Below are 15331 nucleotides of genomic sequence, written 5' to 3'. Positions count from 1 at the left end.
ACGTCACGGCGGAAAACGTCACGCAACCGCCTCCGGCTCCGCGAACTGCGTCTCGTACAGCTCCGCGTAGCGGCCGCCGCGGCCGATCAGCTGGCGGTGCGTCCCGCGTTCGACGATCCGGCCGTCCTCGACCACCAGGATCAGGTCGGCGGCCCGCACGGTGGACAGCCGGTGCGCGATGACCAGCGACGTCCGGCCCGCCAGCGCTTCGGCGAGGGCCTGCTGCACGGCGGCTTCGGACGCCGAGTCCAGCGCCGCCGTCGCCTCGTCGAGCACCACCACGCGTGACCTTCCCAACAGCAGGCGGGCGATGGTCAGCCGTTGCCGCTGCCCGCCCGACAGACGGTAGCCACGCTCACCGACAACGGTGTCGAGCCCGTCGGGCATCGCGGCGACCACGTCGGCCAGCCTGGCCCGGCGCAGCACCTCCCACAGCTGCTCATCGTCGGCACCGTCGGGCGCGGCCAGCAGGAGGTTGGCGCGGATCGATTCGTGGAACAGGTGCCCGTCCTGGGTGACCATGCCGACGGTGTCGCGCAGCGATTCGAACGTCACGTCGCGCACGTCCATGCCGGCCAGGCGCACCGCGCCGGAGTCGACGTCGTACAGGCGGGCCAGCAGCGCCGCGATCGTCGACTTGCCCGCCCCCGACGATCCGACGAGCGCGACCATCTGCCCCGGTTCCGCGGTGAACGTGATGCCGTGCAGCACCTCGCCGTCGTCGCGGTCGTCGAGCACCGCGACCTCCTCGAGGGAGGCCAGGGACACCTTGTCGGCCGTCGGGTACGAGAACCGCACCTGATCGAATTCGACACGGACGGGGCCGTCGGGCACCGGGACCGCGTCGGGCTCCTCCCGGATGATCGGCTCCAGGTCGAGCACCTCGAAGACCCGCTCGAACGACACCAGCGCACTGGCGATCTCGACGCGGGCGTTGGCCAGCGCGGTCAGCGGCGCGTAGAGCCGCGTCAGCAGCAGCGCGAGCGACACGATCGCGCCGGCCTGCAGATGACCGCCGAGCGCGATCACCCCGCCGAGGCCGTAGACCAGCGCCAGGGCGAGCGCCGACATCAGCGTCAGCGAGTTCATGAACGTCGACTGCAGCATCGCCGACCGCACCCCGATGTCGCGGACCCGTCCGGCGCGGACGGCGAATTCGTGCGCTTCGGTGGCGGGGCGGCCGAACAGCTTGACCAGGGTGGCGCCCGGCGCCGAGAACCGCTCGGTCATCTGGGTGTTCATCGTCGCGTTGTGGATGGCGCTCTCGCGAGACAGATGCGCCATCTTTGCGCCGATCCGGCGGGCGGGCAGCACGAACAAAGGCACCAGCACCAGTGCAACGACGGTGATCTGCCAGGAGATCGCGAGCATCACCCCGAGGGTGAGCGTCAACGTGACCAGGTTGGAGACGACACCGGAGAGCGTGTCGGAGAACGCGCGCTGCGCGCCGAGCACGTCGTTACCGAGGCGGCTGACCAGCGCGCCGGTGCGGGTGCGCATGAAGAACGCCACCGGCATCCTCTGCACGTGCTCGAACACCGCGGTGCGCAGGTCGAAGATGAGGCCCTCACCGATGGTCGAGGACAGCCAGCGGGTCAGCAGCGACACCGCCGCCTCGGCCAGGGCGACGGTGGCGATGATCGCGGCCAGCCCGACCACGACCCGAGGCGCACCGCCGTCGGTGATCTCGTCGACCACCCGGCCCGCCAGCACGGGCGTGGCGACCGCGAGCGTCGCGCTGAGCACGCTGACCGCCACGAACGCGGCGAGCCTGCGATGATGCCGGTCGGCGAAACGCCAGATGCGGCGCAGCAGCGCACGGTCGGCCAGCGCATGCAGATCCCCGCCGCGGGCGTGCGCCTGGCGGTAGAGGGTCTGCCGGGCGACCGTTTCGATACTCATGAATTCACCGTAGAACCTCAACAAAAGGTGAGGTCAATTGTTCCCGGGCGGGATGCGGGGTTCGGCGGGGCCGGCCGTGGGTAAGGACCCGGGACGTGACGCCAGCGCAGAACACGATGCAGAAGTGGGAGCGGCGTACGGAATGGCCGCTGGCGGGTGTCGCCCTGCTCTTCCTGGCCGCCTACGCCGTCGACGTGCTGGTTCGACCGCACGGCCTGGGCGCGGACATCACCCGCGCGGTGACGGCGGTGTCGTGGTCGTTGTTCGTGGTCGACTACCTGGTGCGCCTGGGGATGGCCGACGACCGGTGGCGGTGGTTCTACCGGCACCTGTTCGACCTGGCGATCGTGATCCTGCCGCTGCTGCGGCCGCTGCAACTGCTGCGGTTGGTCACGCTCATCACGGTGATGCACCGCGCGGTGGGCAACGCGATCCGCGGCCGGGTGGTCATGTACACCGTCGCCGGTGCGGTGCTGCTGGTGTTCGTCGCGTCGCTGGCGGTGCTCGAGAGCGAACGCGGGCAGCCCGGGGCCCACATCAACGATTTCGGCCAGGCCGTGTGGTGGTCGATCACCACCATCACCACCGTCGGGTACGGCGACCTGACGCCGGTCACCGCGACGGGGCGGGTGATCGCGGTGCTGCTGATGATCGGCGGGATCAGCCTCGTCGGCTCGATCACCGCGACGCTGGCGTCGTGGATCGTGCAGCGGGTGTCGGACGAGGACGCCGCCGGTCGCATGGTGACGACCGAACACATCGGCAGGCTGCTCGACGAGATCGCGGATCTGCGCGGCGAGATCGCGCGGTTGCGTGAGGAGCCACCGCGTTCCGCCGCGCCGCCTCCCCCAGCCTGACCTCCGTTTCAGGCAAGATTGCACCCATGGACAGTGGTGTGGGATCGCCCCGGGTACTGGTCGTGGACGACGACCCCGACGTGCTGGCGTCGTTGGAGCGCGGGTTGCGGCTGTCCGGATTCGACGTGTCCACGGCCGTGGACGGTGCCGAGGCGCTGCGCAGCGCGACCGAGACGCGTCCGGATGCGATCGTCCTCGACATCAACATGCCCGTCCTCGACGGGGTCAGCGTGGTGACCGCCCTGCGCGCCATGGACAACGACGTGCCCGTCTGTGTGCTCAGCGCGCGCAGCAGCGTCGACGACCGGGTGGCCGGACTGGAGGCCGGGGCCGACGACTACCTGGTCAAACCGTTCGTGTTGGCCGAACTGGTGGCCCGGGTCAAGGCGCTGCTGCGCCGGCGCGGTTCGTCGGCGACCTTCTCGTCGGAGACCATCCAGGTCGGTCCGCTCGAGGTCGACATCCCCGGCCGGCGCGCCCGCGTCAACGGCGTCGACGTCGACCTGACCAAACGCGAATTCGACCTGCTGGCCGTGCTCGCCGAGCACAAGACCGCGGTGCTCTCGCGCGCCCAGCTGCTCGAACTCGTCTGGGGCTACGACTTCGCCGCCGACACCAACGTCGTCGACGTGTTCATCGGTTACCTGCGCCGCAAGCTCGAGGCAGGTGGCGCGCCGCGCCTGCTGCACACCGTGCGCGGTGTGGGGTTCGTGCTCCGGACGCAATAGGACGCCATCGTGAGCCTGCTGTCGCGGATCTTCCGCCGCACCCCGTCCCTGCGGACCAGGGTGGCCTTCGCGACAGCGATCGGCGCGGCGATCGTCGTCGTCATCGTCGGGACCGTGGTGTGGGTCGGCATCACCAACGACCGCAAGGAGCGCCTCGACCGCCGGCTCGACGAGGCGGCGGGTTTCGCGATCCCGTTCCTGCCGCGCGGCCTCGACACCATCCCGAAGTCGCCCAACAACCAGGACGTCGTGATCACGGTGCGCCGGCCGGACGGCGAGGTCACCTCGAACTCCGAGGTGGTGCTGCCGGAGGCGCCCGCGGGCTACGCCGACACCTACGTCGACGGGGTGCGCTACCGGGTGCGCACCGTCGACATCCGCTTCCCCGAACAGATGTCGGTGGAAGTGGGCGCCACCTACGACGCCACCGTCGCCGACACCAACAACCTGCACCGGCGGGTGATCATCATCTGCGCGCTGGCGGTCGGGGCGGCCACCCTGCTGGGCTGGCTGCTGGCCGCGTTCGCGGTGCGCCCGCTCAAACGCCTGGCCGAACAGACCCGCCAGATCGACGCCGGCGACGAAGCCCCCGACGTCGAGGTGCGCGGCGCCTCCGAGGCCGTCGAGATCGCCGAGGCCGTCAAGGGCATGCTCGAACGGATCTGGTCCGAACAGGACCGCACCAAGGCCGCGCTCGCGTCGGCCCGCGACTTCGCCTCGGTCTCGGCCCACGAACTGCGCACGCCGCTGACCGCGATGCGGACCAACCTCGAGGTGCTCGCCACCCTTGACCTCGCCGACGAGCAGCGCAAAGAGGTGGTCAACGACGTCATCCGGACGCAGTCGCGCATCGAGGCGACGCTGTCCGCGCTCGAACGCCTCGCCCAGGGCGAGCTGTCCACCGCCGACGACCACGTGCCCGTCGACATCACCGAACTGCTCGACCGCGCCGCCCACGACGCGATGCGCGTGTACCCGGACCTCGAGGTGACATTGGTCCCGGCGCCGACCGTGATCATCGTCGGACTGCCCGCCGGGTTGCGGCTCGCGGTGGACAACGCGATCGCCAACGCGGTCAAACACGGCGGCGCGACGCGGGTGCAGCTGTCGGCGGTCAGTTCCCGCGCGGGCGTGGAGATCACGATCGACGACGACGGCGTCGGGGTGCCCGAGGAGGAACGCACCCGGGTGTTCGAGCGGTTCTCCCGCGGGTCGACCGCATCGCATTCCGGCTCGGGGCTGGGACTCGCGCTGGTGGCGCAGCAGGCCGAACTCCATGGCGGCACCGCGACGCTCGAGGCCAGCCCCATCGGCGGGGCCCGGCTGCTGCTGCGGCTACCCGGCCCGCAGTGATACCGCAAACGTGAACTCGTGCGCGAGTCTCCGGTGATTTCTCGCGCACAAGCTCACGTTCGGCGGCTACCGGGTGGCCAGCAGGTCGATGACGAAGATCAGCGTCTTGCCCGAGAGGCGGTGACCGCCGCCCTCGGGGCCGTATGCCTGAGCGGGTGGGATCGTCAGCTTGCGGCGGCCGCCGACGCGCATCCCCGGGATTCCGTCCTGCCAGCCCTGGATCAGCCCCTGCAGCGGGAACTCGATCGACTGGCCGCGGTTCCACGAGCTGTCGAACTCCTCGCCGGTGTCGTACTCCACGCCGACGTAGTGGACTTCGACGTTCGCGCCGGGCACGGCCTCGGGGCCCTCGCCGACGACCAGGTCCTCGATGACCAGCTCGGCCGGGGCCGGGCCGTCCGGGAAGTCGATCTCGGGTTTCTGTCCTGGGTTCACAGTCACATCCCCACGGTAGTCGGGCAGACTGGTGCGGTGGCATCAGACCAAGACATCCTGGCTCAGGTCAACGAGCTCGTCGCCGAGGAACAGAAGCTCCGCGAGGCCCTGCAGCAGCGCGAGATCGACGAGAGCGAAGAACATCAGCGGCTGCGCGCGGTGGAGGTTCAGCTCGACCAGTGCTGGGACCTGCTGCGGCAGCGGCGCGCGCTGCGCGAGAGCGGCAGGGATCCGCGGGAGGCACAGGTGCGCCCGGCCGACGAGGTCGAGGGCTACCTGAACTGAGCGCCGCCTACGACGCGTTGATCGTCGGAGGCGGCCACAACGGGTTGGTCGCCGCCGCCTATCTCGCGCGCGCCGGGCGCCGGGTCCAGCTGCTCGAGCGGCTCGACCACGTCGGCGGGGCCGCGGTGTCGGCACATGCGTTCGACGGTGTGGACGCCCGCCTGTCTCGCTACTCCTATCTGGTCAGCCTGCTGCCCCGGCGCATCGTCGACGACCTCGGCGCGCGGATCCGACTGGTCAAACGGCGGTACTCCTCCTATACGCCCGATCCGGCCACGGGTGGGCACACCGGCCTGCTCATCGGACCGACGAGCACCTTCGGCGCGATCGGCGCCGCCGCCGACGAGGCGGGGTTCGCCGACTTCTACCGCCGGTTCCGCACGGTGACCGAACCCCTGTGGCCGACGTTGACCGCCCCGTTGATGACTCGCGAGCAGGTCCGCCGCCACGTGCTGTCGGCGGGCGGCACCGAGGATGTGTGGCAGGCGGTCACCGAAGCGCCCATCGGCGAGGCGATCACCGCCGCCGCGCGCAACGACCTGGTGCGCGGGGTGATGGCCACCGACGCGCTGATCGGCACCTTCGCCCGCACCGACGATCCGTCGCTGGCGCAGAACGTCTGCTTCCTCTATCACCTGCTCGGCGGCGGGACCGGCGACTGGGACGTGCCGGTGGGCGGGATGGGCGCGGTGAGCGGGGCGCTGGCCGCGGCCGCGGCCGGCTTCGGCGCCGAGATCACCACCGGCGCCGAGGTCACCCGGATCGCGCCCGACGGTGAGGTCACCTACTCGGCGAACGGGCGCGAACACCGGGCGGGTGCCCGGTTCGTGCTCGCCAACGTGACCCCCACCGTGCTGGCCGGCCTCCTCGACGAGCCGGCGCCGCCGTCGGCGCCCGGCTCCCAGGTGAAGGTCAACCTGATGCTGCGGCGGTTGCCGGCGCTGCGCGATACGACGGTCCCGGCCGAACAGGCGTTCGGTGGGACGTTCCACATCAACGAGACACTGTCCCAACTCGACGCGGCCCACGACCGCGCAGCGGCCGGAGAGGTGCCGCAGCCGCTGCCGTGCGAGATCTACTGCCACTCGCTGGCCGATCCGACGATCCTGTCCGACGACTTGCGGGCCGCGGGCGCGCACACCCTGACCGTGTTCGGGCTGCACACCCCGCACACCCTGCTGGCCCACGGGGACGACGAGCGGATGCGCAACACCCTGACCTCCGCCGTCCTCACCTCGCTCAATTCCGTTCTCGCCGAATCGATTCACGATGTGGTGATGGAGGACGCGGCGGGCCGGCTGTGCATCGAGACGAAGACCACGGCCGACCTGGAGCACAGCCTGAACATGACCGGCGGCAACATCTTCCACGGCGGGCTGCAGTGGCCGTTCGCCGAGGACGACGATCCGTTGGACACCGCGCCACAGCGCTGGGGGGTGGCCACCCGGCACCCGCGAATCCTGCTGTGCGGGTCGGGTTCCCGCCGGGGTGGCGGGGTCTCCGGGATGGGCGGGCACAACGCGGCCATGGCTGTGCTGGACAGCTGAGCGTACGCTGGCCTGCGTGAACGCCATCTGGGTGCTGGCCGGGGTCACCGCGGCGGGAATCGGCCTCGCCGCACCCGCCACCGCGACGCCGAGCTACGGCAGCAACGGACTGTTCGGTGTCGACGAGCGGGCCTCACAGGGCTGGGCCACCGCCTTCATCCCGCCCGGGCGCTACCGCGTCGACCAGGCGCCGAGCATGCCGCCGTACCAGAGCGCACCGGGATTCTGGTTGCGCTGCAAAGGTTTTCCCTGCGCGATCGAGGTGTGGGGCAACGTGATCGCCAAGGGCGACGCGATCCGCGACGTCCCGACGTTCGTCGACATCGCGCCCACCGACGCCGGGGTGCGGTTGTACAACGTCACGCTGACCCGGGTCTGAGTCAGCTCACCAGCTTCGCCAGCGTCGCCCGCAGCGCCCTCAGTTCGTCGTCGCCCAGGGCCGCCAGCCCGTCGGGGGCGGGATCGTCGATGGCCTCGATCCTTGCCAGCACGGCGCGGCCCGCGTCGGTCAGCGACACCGTCTTGCAGCGGCGGTTCGCCGGGTCGACCTCGCGGACCACCAGGCCGCGGTCCTCCAGATCGTTGACCGCGACGGTGGCGGCCGGGGCGTCGAGTGCCGCGGCCTGCGCCACCTGTTTCACCGTCATCGGCCGGCGGCCCAGCCGTCGCAACACCCGCACGCGACTGAACGGCAGTCCCGTCTCCTCGACCACCGCGCGCCGCCAGCTGTCCCGGTTGTCGAAGACCAGCGCCGTCAACGCCGCCCACACCTCGTCGGCCAGCGGGTTACGCGGCACGGGTCACCCCCTGTGTCACCACATCCCCGGAGATCAGCGGCGCCAGCCGGTCGGCGGAACGCGTCGCCCGGCCCGACGTCGAGTACACCGCCAGCGCGGTGATGACCAGACCGAGCGCCACGCACACGAACCACAGCGGCCGCGCCGCGGCGGCGAAGTCCGTCGACGTCCCGGCCAACGCGCCACCCGCGACCGAACCGCACAGTGCCACACCGATACTCACCCCGATCTGCCTGCTGGTCGAGGTCACCGCCGACGCGGCGCCCGCCCGCTCCAACGGCATCCCGCTGACCGCGGCGTTGGTGATCGGCGCGTTGACCATCGAGAAGCCGATCCCGAAGACGGCGAAGACCACGAGCAACTGCCAAACGGGGGTGGTCGCGGTGAGGAAGCTCAGCATCGCCGACGCCGCCGTGATCAGCACCCCGGCGACCAGCAGCGACGGCCGGGCGCCGAACCGCCCCACCAGCCGGCCCGACAGCGGTGAGAAGAGCAGCGCCCCGATCGCGATCGGCAGGTAGATCAGGCCGGTCTCCATGGCCGAGTATCCGCGCTCACCCTGCAGGTAGAGCGACATCATGAACAGGAACGCACCCCATCCGGCGAACGCCGATATCGCGGTCACCGTCGCCGCGCTGAACGGGATGCTGCGGAAGAAGCGCAGGTCGATGAACGGGTCGTCGCGGCGCGATTCGTAGCGCAGGAAGAAGACGAACGACACCGCCGCGACGACGGCCGCGATCAGCGTCGACGGGTGGGCCCAGCCCAGCCCCGGCCCCTCGATCAGCGCGAAGACGACGCCGAACAGGAACAGCACGGCCAGCGCCTGACCGATCGGATCGATGGTGCGCATGGTGGTCGACTTGGTCTCGGGCACGAACACCGCGGTGAGGACGATCGCCGCCGCGCAGATCGGCAGGTTGATCCAGAACACCGCCCGCCAGCTGACGGTCTCGATGAGCAGACCGCCGACGATCGGCCCGATCGACATCGCGATGCCGACCACAGAACCCCAGATGCCCAGCGCCCTGGCGCGTTCCACCGGCGCGGTGAAGATCTGCGAGACGATCGACAGCGCAACGGGATTCATCATCGAACCGCCGATCGCCTGGAGCAGGCGCGCCACGATCAACGTCTCGATGTTGGGCGCGACGCTGCACAGCAGCGATCCGACGGCGAAGACGGTGAGCCCGATCTGGAACACCCGGCGGCGGCCGAACCGGTCCCCCGTCGCCCCCGCCAGGATCAGCAGCGACGCGAGCACCAGGGTGTAGATGTCGACCACCCATTGCAGCTGCGACGGCGAGGCGTGCAGATCGGAGCGGATCGCCGGGATCGCGACGTTGACGATCGTGGCGTCCATCGACACGATCAGCAGGCTCAGGCAGCACGAGACCAGGATGATGGCCTTGCGCCGCGCGCTCATGCCGGCGGTGTCGATCACCCAACCATTGTGAAACTACAACTGTCCCCGAGGCAAACTCGCGGGCGCGCGTGGTGCGCTAGCGGTTCGAGGTGTCGACGTAGTCGCGCTCGGTGTAGCCGGTGTAGATCTGCCGCGGGCGGCCGATCTTGCCGGGCTCCGAGTGCATCTCACGCCAGTGCGCGATCCAGCCGGGCAGCCGGCCCAGCGCGAACAGCACCGTGAACATCCGCGTCGGGAAGCCCATGGCCCGGTAGATCACGCCGGTGTAGAAGTCGACGTTCGGGTAGAGCTTGCGTTCGACGAAGAAGTCGTCGGTCAGCGCCACTTCCTCGAGCGACTTCGCGATGTCGAGCAGTTCGTCCTCGACACCCATCTTGCCCAGGATCTTGTCCGCCTGCTCCTTGACGATGCGGGCGCGCGGATCGTAGTTCTTGTACACGCGGTGCCCGAAGCCCATCAGCTTCACGCCGTCCTCGCGGTCCTTGACCTTGCGCACGAACTCGCGGACGTCGCCGTCGGACTGCTGGATCTTGGTCAGCATCTCCAGCACCGCCTGGTTGGCGCCGCCGTGCAGCGGACCCCACAGCGCGTTGATCCCGCCGGAGATCGAGGTGAACAGGTTGGCCTGCGACGAGCCGACCAGGCGCACCGTCGACGTCGAACAGTTCTGCTCGTGGTCGGCGTGCAGGATCAGCAGCATGTCGAGCGCCCGCACGATCTCCGGATCGACCTCGTAGGGCTCGGCCGGGAAGCCGAACGTCATCCGCAGGAAGTTCTCCACCAGCGTCAGCGAGTTGTCCGGGTACAGGAACGGCTGCCCCTCGGACTTCTTGTACGCGTACGCCGCGATGGTCGGCAGCTTGGCCAGCAGCCGGATCGTGGACAGCTCGACCTGGTTCTTGTCCATCGGATCCAGCGAATCCTGGTAGTACGCGCTCAGCGCGTTGACCGCACTCGACAGCACCGGCATCGGGTGGGCGTTGCGCGGGAACCCGTCGAAGAACCGCTTGAGGTCCTCGTGCAGCAGGGTGTGCCGCTGGATCTTGGTGGTGAAGTCCTCGAGCTGGTCGGCGGTCGGCAGCTCACCGTAGATGAGCAGGTAGCTCACCTCGATGAACGTCGACTTCTCGGCCAGCTGCTCGATCGGATAACCGCGGTAGCGCAGGATGCCCGCGTCGCCGTCGATGTAGGTGATCGCACTCTTCGTCGACGCGGTGTTGACGAAACCGCCGTCGAATGTCGTGTAACCGGTCTTCGCCAGCAGCGACCCCAGCGCGATGCCGTCGGCACCCTCAGTGGCCGGGACGATATCCAGCTCGAGCTCGCCGCCGGGGTAGCTCAGCTTGGCGTGCTCAGTCGCACTGGACGGATTATCGGCCACGGGAATCCCTTCATCGTCGCTCCGCAGGTGCAGACCCTCGTCTACAAAAGGTAGCCCCATCGTGACGGACGTGCTTGCGGGGGGCGGGCAGTTGCTCAGACCAGCTGCCTGACGTCGGCGGTCACATCGAGGAACTGCGCGTACGCCGCCTCGATCCGGGACACGATGTCATCGACGGTCATCACGTCCCAGTCGATGCGGGGCCCGAGGTCGGCGAGCGCGGTCATCATGATCGCGCCCCACACCGCGGCCACCAGTTGCAGGCGGCGATCGTCGGGCGCGGTGCCCATACGGTCGACGAGCGCGGAGTTCACCGCGTCGAGCCGGAAGCGGGTGGACGCGTGCATCAGCGCCTCGGAGGACGTCACGATCCGCGCCGACGCCAGCAACCGCTCCTCGGTGAGACCGGTCGGCGACGCGGTCTTGGTGGCCTCGAACGCCCGGACGTGGCTGCGGAAGATCGCCTCGATGTGGCTGATGTCGGGCGGTTGCCTGCGCAGTTCGACGGCGACGATCTCGATGATGTCGTCGATGACGGCCAACACCACCGCTTCCTTGGTCGCGAAGTAGCGGCTGAAGGTGCGGGGCGAGACGTCGGCGACCGCCGCGATCTGATCGACGGTGGTGTTCTCGAAACCCTGCCGGTCGCAGAGTTCGACCGCGGCGTTGATCAGGGTGTTGCGGGTGCGCTGTTTCTTGCGTTCGCGCAGGCCGGGGACCGGTGCGCCGTCGAGATCAGCCACTCTTGAGATGCTAGTCCGGCCGTGGGCAAAAAACAGTTGATCTTGACATCCGGCGCAAATCGCCGGTGGTCACACTTTGTCACTCTCGGACGGAACCGGCGCGGTGCGGTAGCGCACGAACGCCGGGGCGAGCGCCACGGCGGCGAGTACGCCGACCACCACCAGCCCGCCACCGCCGGCCGCGGCGATGGTGGTGCCCACGGCCGCCGCCGCGGCGCCGTGCAGGACATCCGCCACGCGCGGCCCGCCGGCCACCACGACGATGAACACCCCCTGCAGCCGTCCGCGCACGTCGTCGGAGGCCGCCTCCTGCAGGATGGTCGATCGGAAGGCGGCCGACACCATGTCCGCGGCCCCGCCGACGGCGAGGAACGCCAACGCCGCCCACAACAGTGCCCCGGTGTGTCCGTCGGCCAGCCCGCAGGCGATGCCGAACCCGACCATCGCGAGTCCCCACACGACGATCGCGCCCACCACCGCGAGCCCCTGCCTGCGCACCCGCGGCAGCCATCCGGAGAACACCCCGCCCGCCACCGCGCCCACCGACATCGACGCCGCGAGCAACGCCATCGTGGTGCCGCCCGCGACGGGTCCGCCGAAGCTCTCGTGTGCCAGCTGGGGGAACAGCGCCCGGGGCATCCCGAAGATCATCGCGATGAGGTCGACGACGAACGACATGAGCACCACCTGGTTGCCGGCCAGGTACCGGAAGCCGTCGACGACCGCGCCGAGGCCGAACCGCGACGCCCCGGTCCCGGCGCCGGTGGGCGGGATGGGTGAGAGGCGGACGGTGGCCAGGATCGGCACCAGGCAGGTGATCGCGTCGATGAGATAGAGCGTCGACAGGTCGACCCAGTGCAGCAGCACACCCGCGAGCAGCGGGCCGATGATCGCGCCCGCCTGGGTGACGGTCATGTTGAGCGAATTCGCCGCGGGCAGTTGGTCGGCGGGCACCATCCGCGGAATCGCCGCCGACCGGGTCGGCGCGTTGACGGCGTAGAACGCCTGCTGCACCGCCAGCAGGCACAGCACCACCCATACGTTGTTGAGCGCCAGGGCGGCCTGCAGCCACAGCAGGATCGAGGCGACGGCCAGCCCGCACGACGCGATGATCAGCAGCACCCGCCGGTCCATCGCGTCGGCCAGCGCCCCGCCCCACAGCCCGAAGACGATCAACGGCACCAGCGCGAACACGCCGGCCAGCCCCACGTAGGCGGAGCTCTGGGTGAGTGCGTACAACTGCACGGGGACCGCGAAGATGGTCAGGTTCGCGCCGATGACGGTCGGGACACCGGCCACCCACAGCCGGCGGAAGTCCCGCGTCCGCAGGGGTGTGGTGTCGGCGAAGAACCGCCTCACCTAGGGCTGGAGCCGCTCGACGCGGCCCCCGCTCAACCGAATCCTGTTGTGCACGCGGTTCTCCCGGCCCTGCCAGAACTCCACCACCTCGGCGGCGATGCGATAGCCGCCCCAGTCCGGCGGCACCGGCACCGTGTCGTGGCCGGCGAACCGCTCGGTCACCTCGGCGAGTTGGTCGAGCAGCGCCGCGCGCGACGCGATCGGCCGGGACTGCTGCGACCCCCACGCTCCGAGTTGCGATCCGCGGGGCCGCTTCGACCAGTAGTCGGCGGTCTCCTCGGCCGACACCTTCGTCACCGCGCCGCGCACATGGACCTGGCGGCCGAGGGCGAACCACGGGAACGTCGCCGAGGCGTACGGCGCGCCCGCCAGGTCCGCGCCCTTGGCGGAGCCGTAGTTGGTGAAGAACGTGATGCCCTCGTCGTCGACGCTCTTGCACAGCACCGTGCGGGTGACCGGCCGTCCGGCGGCGTCGACGGTGCCGAGCACGATCGCGTTCGGTTCGGAGATCCCGGCCGCCTCCGCATCCGCTAACCACCTGCGCAGCAGCGCAACCCAGCCGTCGGCCAACCAGTCCGCGTCGAGGTCGGCGCTGCCGTCCTTCTCCACCGATCCGTACTCCACGCGCATCCTCGCCAAGTGCTCGTTGCCGGCCTCCGTCACCGCGCCAACGCTACGCCGACCGGTCCGGCCGATCCTTGCCCCGGGTGCGAGAATCTGGCCATGACTCAGACGTCGCCGTCGGTGCCGGAGAATTTCGTCGAGGGGCTCGAGGGAGTGGTGGCCTTCACCACCCAGATCGTCGAACCGGACAAGGACGGCGGGGCCCTGCGCTACCGCGGCGTGGACATCGAGGACCTGGTCGCCCACCGGGTGACGTTCGGTGACGTGTGGGCGTTGCTGGTCGACGGGCGCTTCGGTGACGGGCTGCCGCCCGCCGAACCGTTCCCCCTGCCGATCCACAGCGGCGACGTCCGCGTCGACGTGCAGGCCGGGCTCGCGATGCTCGCCCCGATCTGGGGCTACAAACCGATCCTCGACATCGACGACGACACCGCCAGGGCGCAACTCGCGCGCGCCTCGGTGATGGCGCTGTCCTACGTCGCGCAGTCCGCGCGCGGAATTCACCAGCCCGCCATTCCGCAGCGGTCGATCGACGAATGCACCACCGTCACAGCTCGTTTCATGACCCGATGGCAGGGTGATCCGGATCCGAGGCATGTCGAGGCCATCGACGCCTACTGGGTGACCGCCGCCGAGCACGGGATGAACGCCTCCACGTTCACCGCCCGGGTGATCGCCTCCACCGGCGCCGACGTCGCGGCCGCGCTGTCGGGGGCCGTCGGCGCGATGAGCGGCCCCCTGCACGGTGGCGCACCGGCGCGGGTGCTGCCGATGCTCGACGAGGTGGAGCGCACCGGTGACGCCCGCGCCGTGGTCAAGGGCATCCTCGACCGCAAGGAGAAGCTGATGGGCTTCGGGCACCGTGTGTACCGCGCGGAGGATCCGCGGGCCCGCGTGCTGCGCGCCACCGCCGAACGTCTGGAGGCGCCCCGCTACGAGGTGGCCGCCGCGCTCGAACAGGCGGCACTGGCCGAACTGCGGGAGCGCCGCCCCGATCGCGCGATCGAGACGAACGTCGAGTTCTGGGCCGCGGTGATCCTCGATTTCGCCCGCGTGCCCGCCTCGATGATGCCGGCGATGTTCACGTGCGGGCGCACCGCCGGCTGGTGCGCCCACATCCTCGAACAGAAGCGACTGGGCAAGCTGGTGCGCCCGTCGGCGATCTATGTCGGACCCGACCCGCGCAGCCTCGAGTCCGTCGAGGGCTGGGACCGCGTCGCCGCCGGGTGAGCACCGACCCGGCGGCCGTATTCGCCGTTGCCGCAGACAGTTTCGTCGATCTGGTGGCCCGCCTCCCGGTCGCCGCGTTAGACGGCCCGGGGTTGGGTGAGTGGGATCTGCGGGCGCTGGTCGGCCACACGTCGCGCTCGCTGACCACTGTCAGCACGTATCTGCGTACGACCGCGGCCCGGCGAGACGTCACGAGCGCCGCCGAGTACTACCTCACGGTGACGCCCGAGGCGCTCGGCATCGACCCGGCGGCGGTCGCGGAGCGCGGCAGACAGGCCGGCCGCGAGCTCGGGGAGGATCCGGCGGCGGCGGTGACGCGTCTGGCCGCGACCGCGGTGGCCGACGTGGACGGCGCAGGCGACCCGCTCATCGAGGTGATCGGCGGGCTGGGGATCCGGCTGAGCGATTACCTCCCGACGCGGACCTTCGAACTGGTCGTGCACGGTCTGGACATCGGGCGTGCGGCGGGGGTGGACTACGCGCCGCCGCCGGAGGTGTTCGTGGCCGCGGTGCGGTTGGCCGCCGAGATCGCGGTGATCTCGGGCCGCGGGGCCCAGGTGCTGCTGGCGCTGACGGGACGGGCAGCGCTGCCGCCCGCCTTCTCCGTCGTGTGACCGATGAGATTTGTCGGTGGGTTGGGTCAGCATGGTGACTGTCCACCTAC

16 protein-coding genes are annotated in these 15331 nt (G+C 70.1%); 8 read left to right on the top strand and 8 right to left on the bottom strand.

Going from position 1 to position 15331, the window contains the following annotated elements; all coding sequences use genetic code 11:
• Positions 1 to 18: 18 nt before the first annotated feature.
• Positions 19 to 1902: an ABC transporter ATP-binding protein gene (locus AU196_RS23195; RefSeq protein WP_059097430.1), complete on the bottom strand. Its 1884-nt coding sequence runs from the start codon at positions 1900 to 1902 to the stop codon at positions 19 to 21.
• 116 nt (positions 1903 to 2018) lie between these two features.
• Between AU196_RS23195 and AU196_RS23190 the strand changes: the two genes are divergently transcribed.
• From AU196_RS23190 to AU196_RS23180, 3 genes are read left to right on the top strand one after another with little or no spacing between them, the layout of a single operon-like run.
• Positions 2019 to 2759 carry a potassium channel family protein gene (locus AU196_RS23190; RefSeq protein WP_059097590.1) on the top strand — a complete coding sequence of 247 codons (741 nt, stop codon included), beginning with the start codon at positions 2019 to 2021 and terminating at the stop codon, positions 2757 to 2759.
• Positions 2760 to 2776: 17 nt separating this feature from the next.
• Positions 2777 to 3487 (top strand): two-component system response regulator PrrA, encoded by a 711-nt coding sequence (gene prrA / locus AU196_RS23185; RefSeq protein WP_172800613.1) that lies wholly within the window; start codon positions 2777 to 2779, stop codon positions 3485 to 3487.
• Between the two features lie 9 nt (positions 3488 to 3496).
• Entirely contained in the window at positions 3497 to 4840 is a 1344-nt protein-coding gene (locus AU196_RS23180; RefSeq protein ID WP_059097429.1) for a HAMP domain-containing sensor histidine kinase, read from the top strand.
• 66 nt (positions 4841 to 4906) lie between these two features.
• On the opposite strand, the gene AU196_RS23175 is transcribed toward AU196_RS23180, so the two are convergent.
• A complete protein-coding gene (locus tag AU196_RS23175) occupies positions 4907 to 5275 on the bottom strand; it encodes an FKBP-type peptidyl-prolyl cis-trans isomerase (RefSeq protein WP_059097428.1) in 369 nt (122 codons plus the stop codon).
• A 36-nt stretch (positions 5276 to 5311) separates the two neighbouring features.
• Between AU196_RS23175 and AU196_RS23170 the strand changes: the two genes are divergently transcribed.
• The 3 genes from AU196_RS23170 to AU196_RS23160 are packed head-to-tail and all read left to right on the top strand — an operon-like array spanning position 5312 to position 7486.
• Positions 5312 to 5560: a DUF2630 family protein gene (locus AU196_RS23170; protein WP_059097427.1), complete on the top strand. Its 249-nt coding sequence runs from the start codon at positions 5312 to 5314 to the stop codon at positions 5558 to 5560.
• A 17-nt stretch (positions 5561 to 5577) separates the two neighbouring features.
• Entirely contained in the window at positions 5578 to 7107 is a 1530-nt protein-coding gene (locus AU196_RS23165; RefSeq protein WP_353647256.1) for a phytoene desaturase family protein, read from the top strand.
• Positions 7108 to 7138: 31 nt separating this feature from the next.
• Complete coding sequence (locus AU196_RS23160; protein WP_059097588.1) at positions 7139 to 7486, top strand: hypothetical protein; 348 nt, start codon at positions 7139 to 7141, stop codon at positions 7484 to 7486.
• A gap of 1 nt (position 7487) precedes the next feature.
• Here AU196_RS23160 and AU196_RS23155 read toward each other — a convergent pair whose 3' ends face one another.
• The 6 genes from AU196_RS23155 to pdxH all read right to left on the bottom strand — a co-directional run bounded on the left by AU196_RS23155 (position 7488) and on the right by pdxH (position 13476).
• Positions 7488 to 7904, bottom strand: coding sequence for a MarR family winged helix-turn-helix transcriptional regulator (locus AU196_RS23155; RefSeq protein ID WP_059097426.1), 417 nt, complete (start codon positions 7902 to 7904; stop codon positions 7488 to 7490).
• Complete coding sequence (locus tag AU196_RS23150) at positions 7894 to 9330, bottom strand: MFS transporter (RefSeq protein ID WP_059097587.1); 1437 nt, start codon at positions 9328 to 9330, stop codon at positions 7894 to 7896. The genes AU196_RS23155 and AU196_RS23150 overlap by 11 nt, the downstream gene beginning before the upstream one ends.
• A 76-nt stretch (positions 9331 to 9406) precedes the next feature.
• Positions 9407 to 10711, bottom strand: a complete 1305-nt coding sequence (locus tag AU196_RS23145; protein WP_082695842.1) for a citrate synthase — start codon at positions 10709 to 10711, stop codon at positions 9407 to 9409.
• A 95-nt stretch (positions 10712 to 10806) separates the two neighbouring features.
• A complete protein-coding gene (locus tag AU196_RS23140; protein ID WP_059097425.1) occupies positions 10807 to 11454 on the bottom strand; it encodes a TetR/AcrR family transcriptional regulator in 648 nt (215 codons plus the stop codon).
• Positions 11455 to 11523: 69 nt separating this feature from the next.
• Complete coding sequence (locus tag AU196_RS23135; RefSeq protein ID WP_059097424.1) at positions 11524 to 12813, bottom strand: MFS transporter; 1290 nt, start codon at positions 12811 to 12813, stop codon at positions 11524 to 11526.
• Entirely contained in the window at positions 12814 to 13476 is a 663-nt protein-coding gene (pdxH, locus tag AU196_RS23130) for a pyridoxamine 5'-phosphate oxidase (RefSeq protein ID WP_059097423.1), read from the bottom strand. It lies immediately after the preceding gene.
• A 60-nt stretch (positions 13477 to 13536) separates the two neighbouring features.
• Here pdxH and AU196_RS23125 point away from each other — a divergent pair, with 60 nt between their 5' ends.
• Positions 13537 to 14667 (top strand): citrate synthase 2, encoded by a 1131-nt coding sequence (locus tag AU196_RS23125; protein WP_059097422.1) that lies wholly within the window; start codon positions 13537 to 13539, stop codon positions 14665 to 14667.
• Positions 14664 to 15281 (top strand): maleylpyruvate isomerase N-terminal domain-containing protein, encoded by a 618-nt coding sequence (locus tag AU196_RS23120; RefSeq protein ID WP_059097421.1) that lies wholly within the window; start codon positions 14664 to 14666, stop codon positions 15279 to 15281. The genes AU196_RS23125 and AU196_RS23120 overlap by 4 nt, the downstream gene beginning before the upstream one ends.
• Positions 15282 to 15331: the final 50 nt, after the last annotated feature.

Source organism: Mycobacterium sp. IS-1742 (genome assembly GCF_001500125.1).
Classification (GTDB): Bacteria; Actinomycetota; Actinomycetes; order Mycobacteriales; family Mycobacteriaceae; genus Mycobacterium.
Note: the sequence above shows the minus strand (reverse complement) of the source record. Positions and strands in the feature narration are given on the sequence as shown.

Bases quoted from the DNA above. Each gene is read 5' to 3' on its own strand.
- AU196_RS23195 (WP_059097430.1), bottom strand. From the start codon at position 1,902: ATGAGTATCGAAACGGTCGCCCGGCAGACCCTCTACCGCCAGGCGCAC.
- AU196_RS23190 (WP_059097590.1), top strand. From the start codon at position 2,019: ATGCAGAAGTGGGAGCGGCGTACGGAATGGCCGCTGGCGGGTGTCGCC.
- AU196_RS23150 (WP_059097587.1), bottom strand. From the start codon at position 9,330: ATGAGCGCGCGGCGCAAGGCCATCATCCTGGTCTCGTGCTGCCTGAGC.
- AU196_RS23125 (WP_059097422.1), top strand. From the start codon at position 13,537: ATGACTCAGACGTCGCCGTCGGTGCCGGAGAATTTCGTCGAGGGGCTC.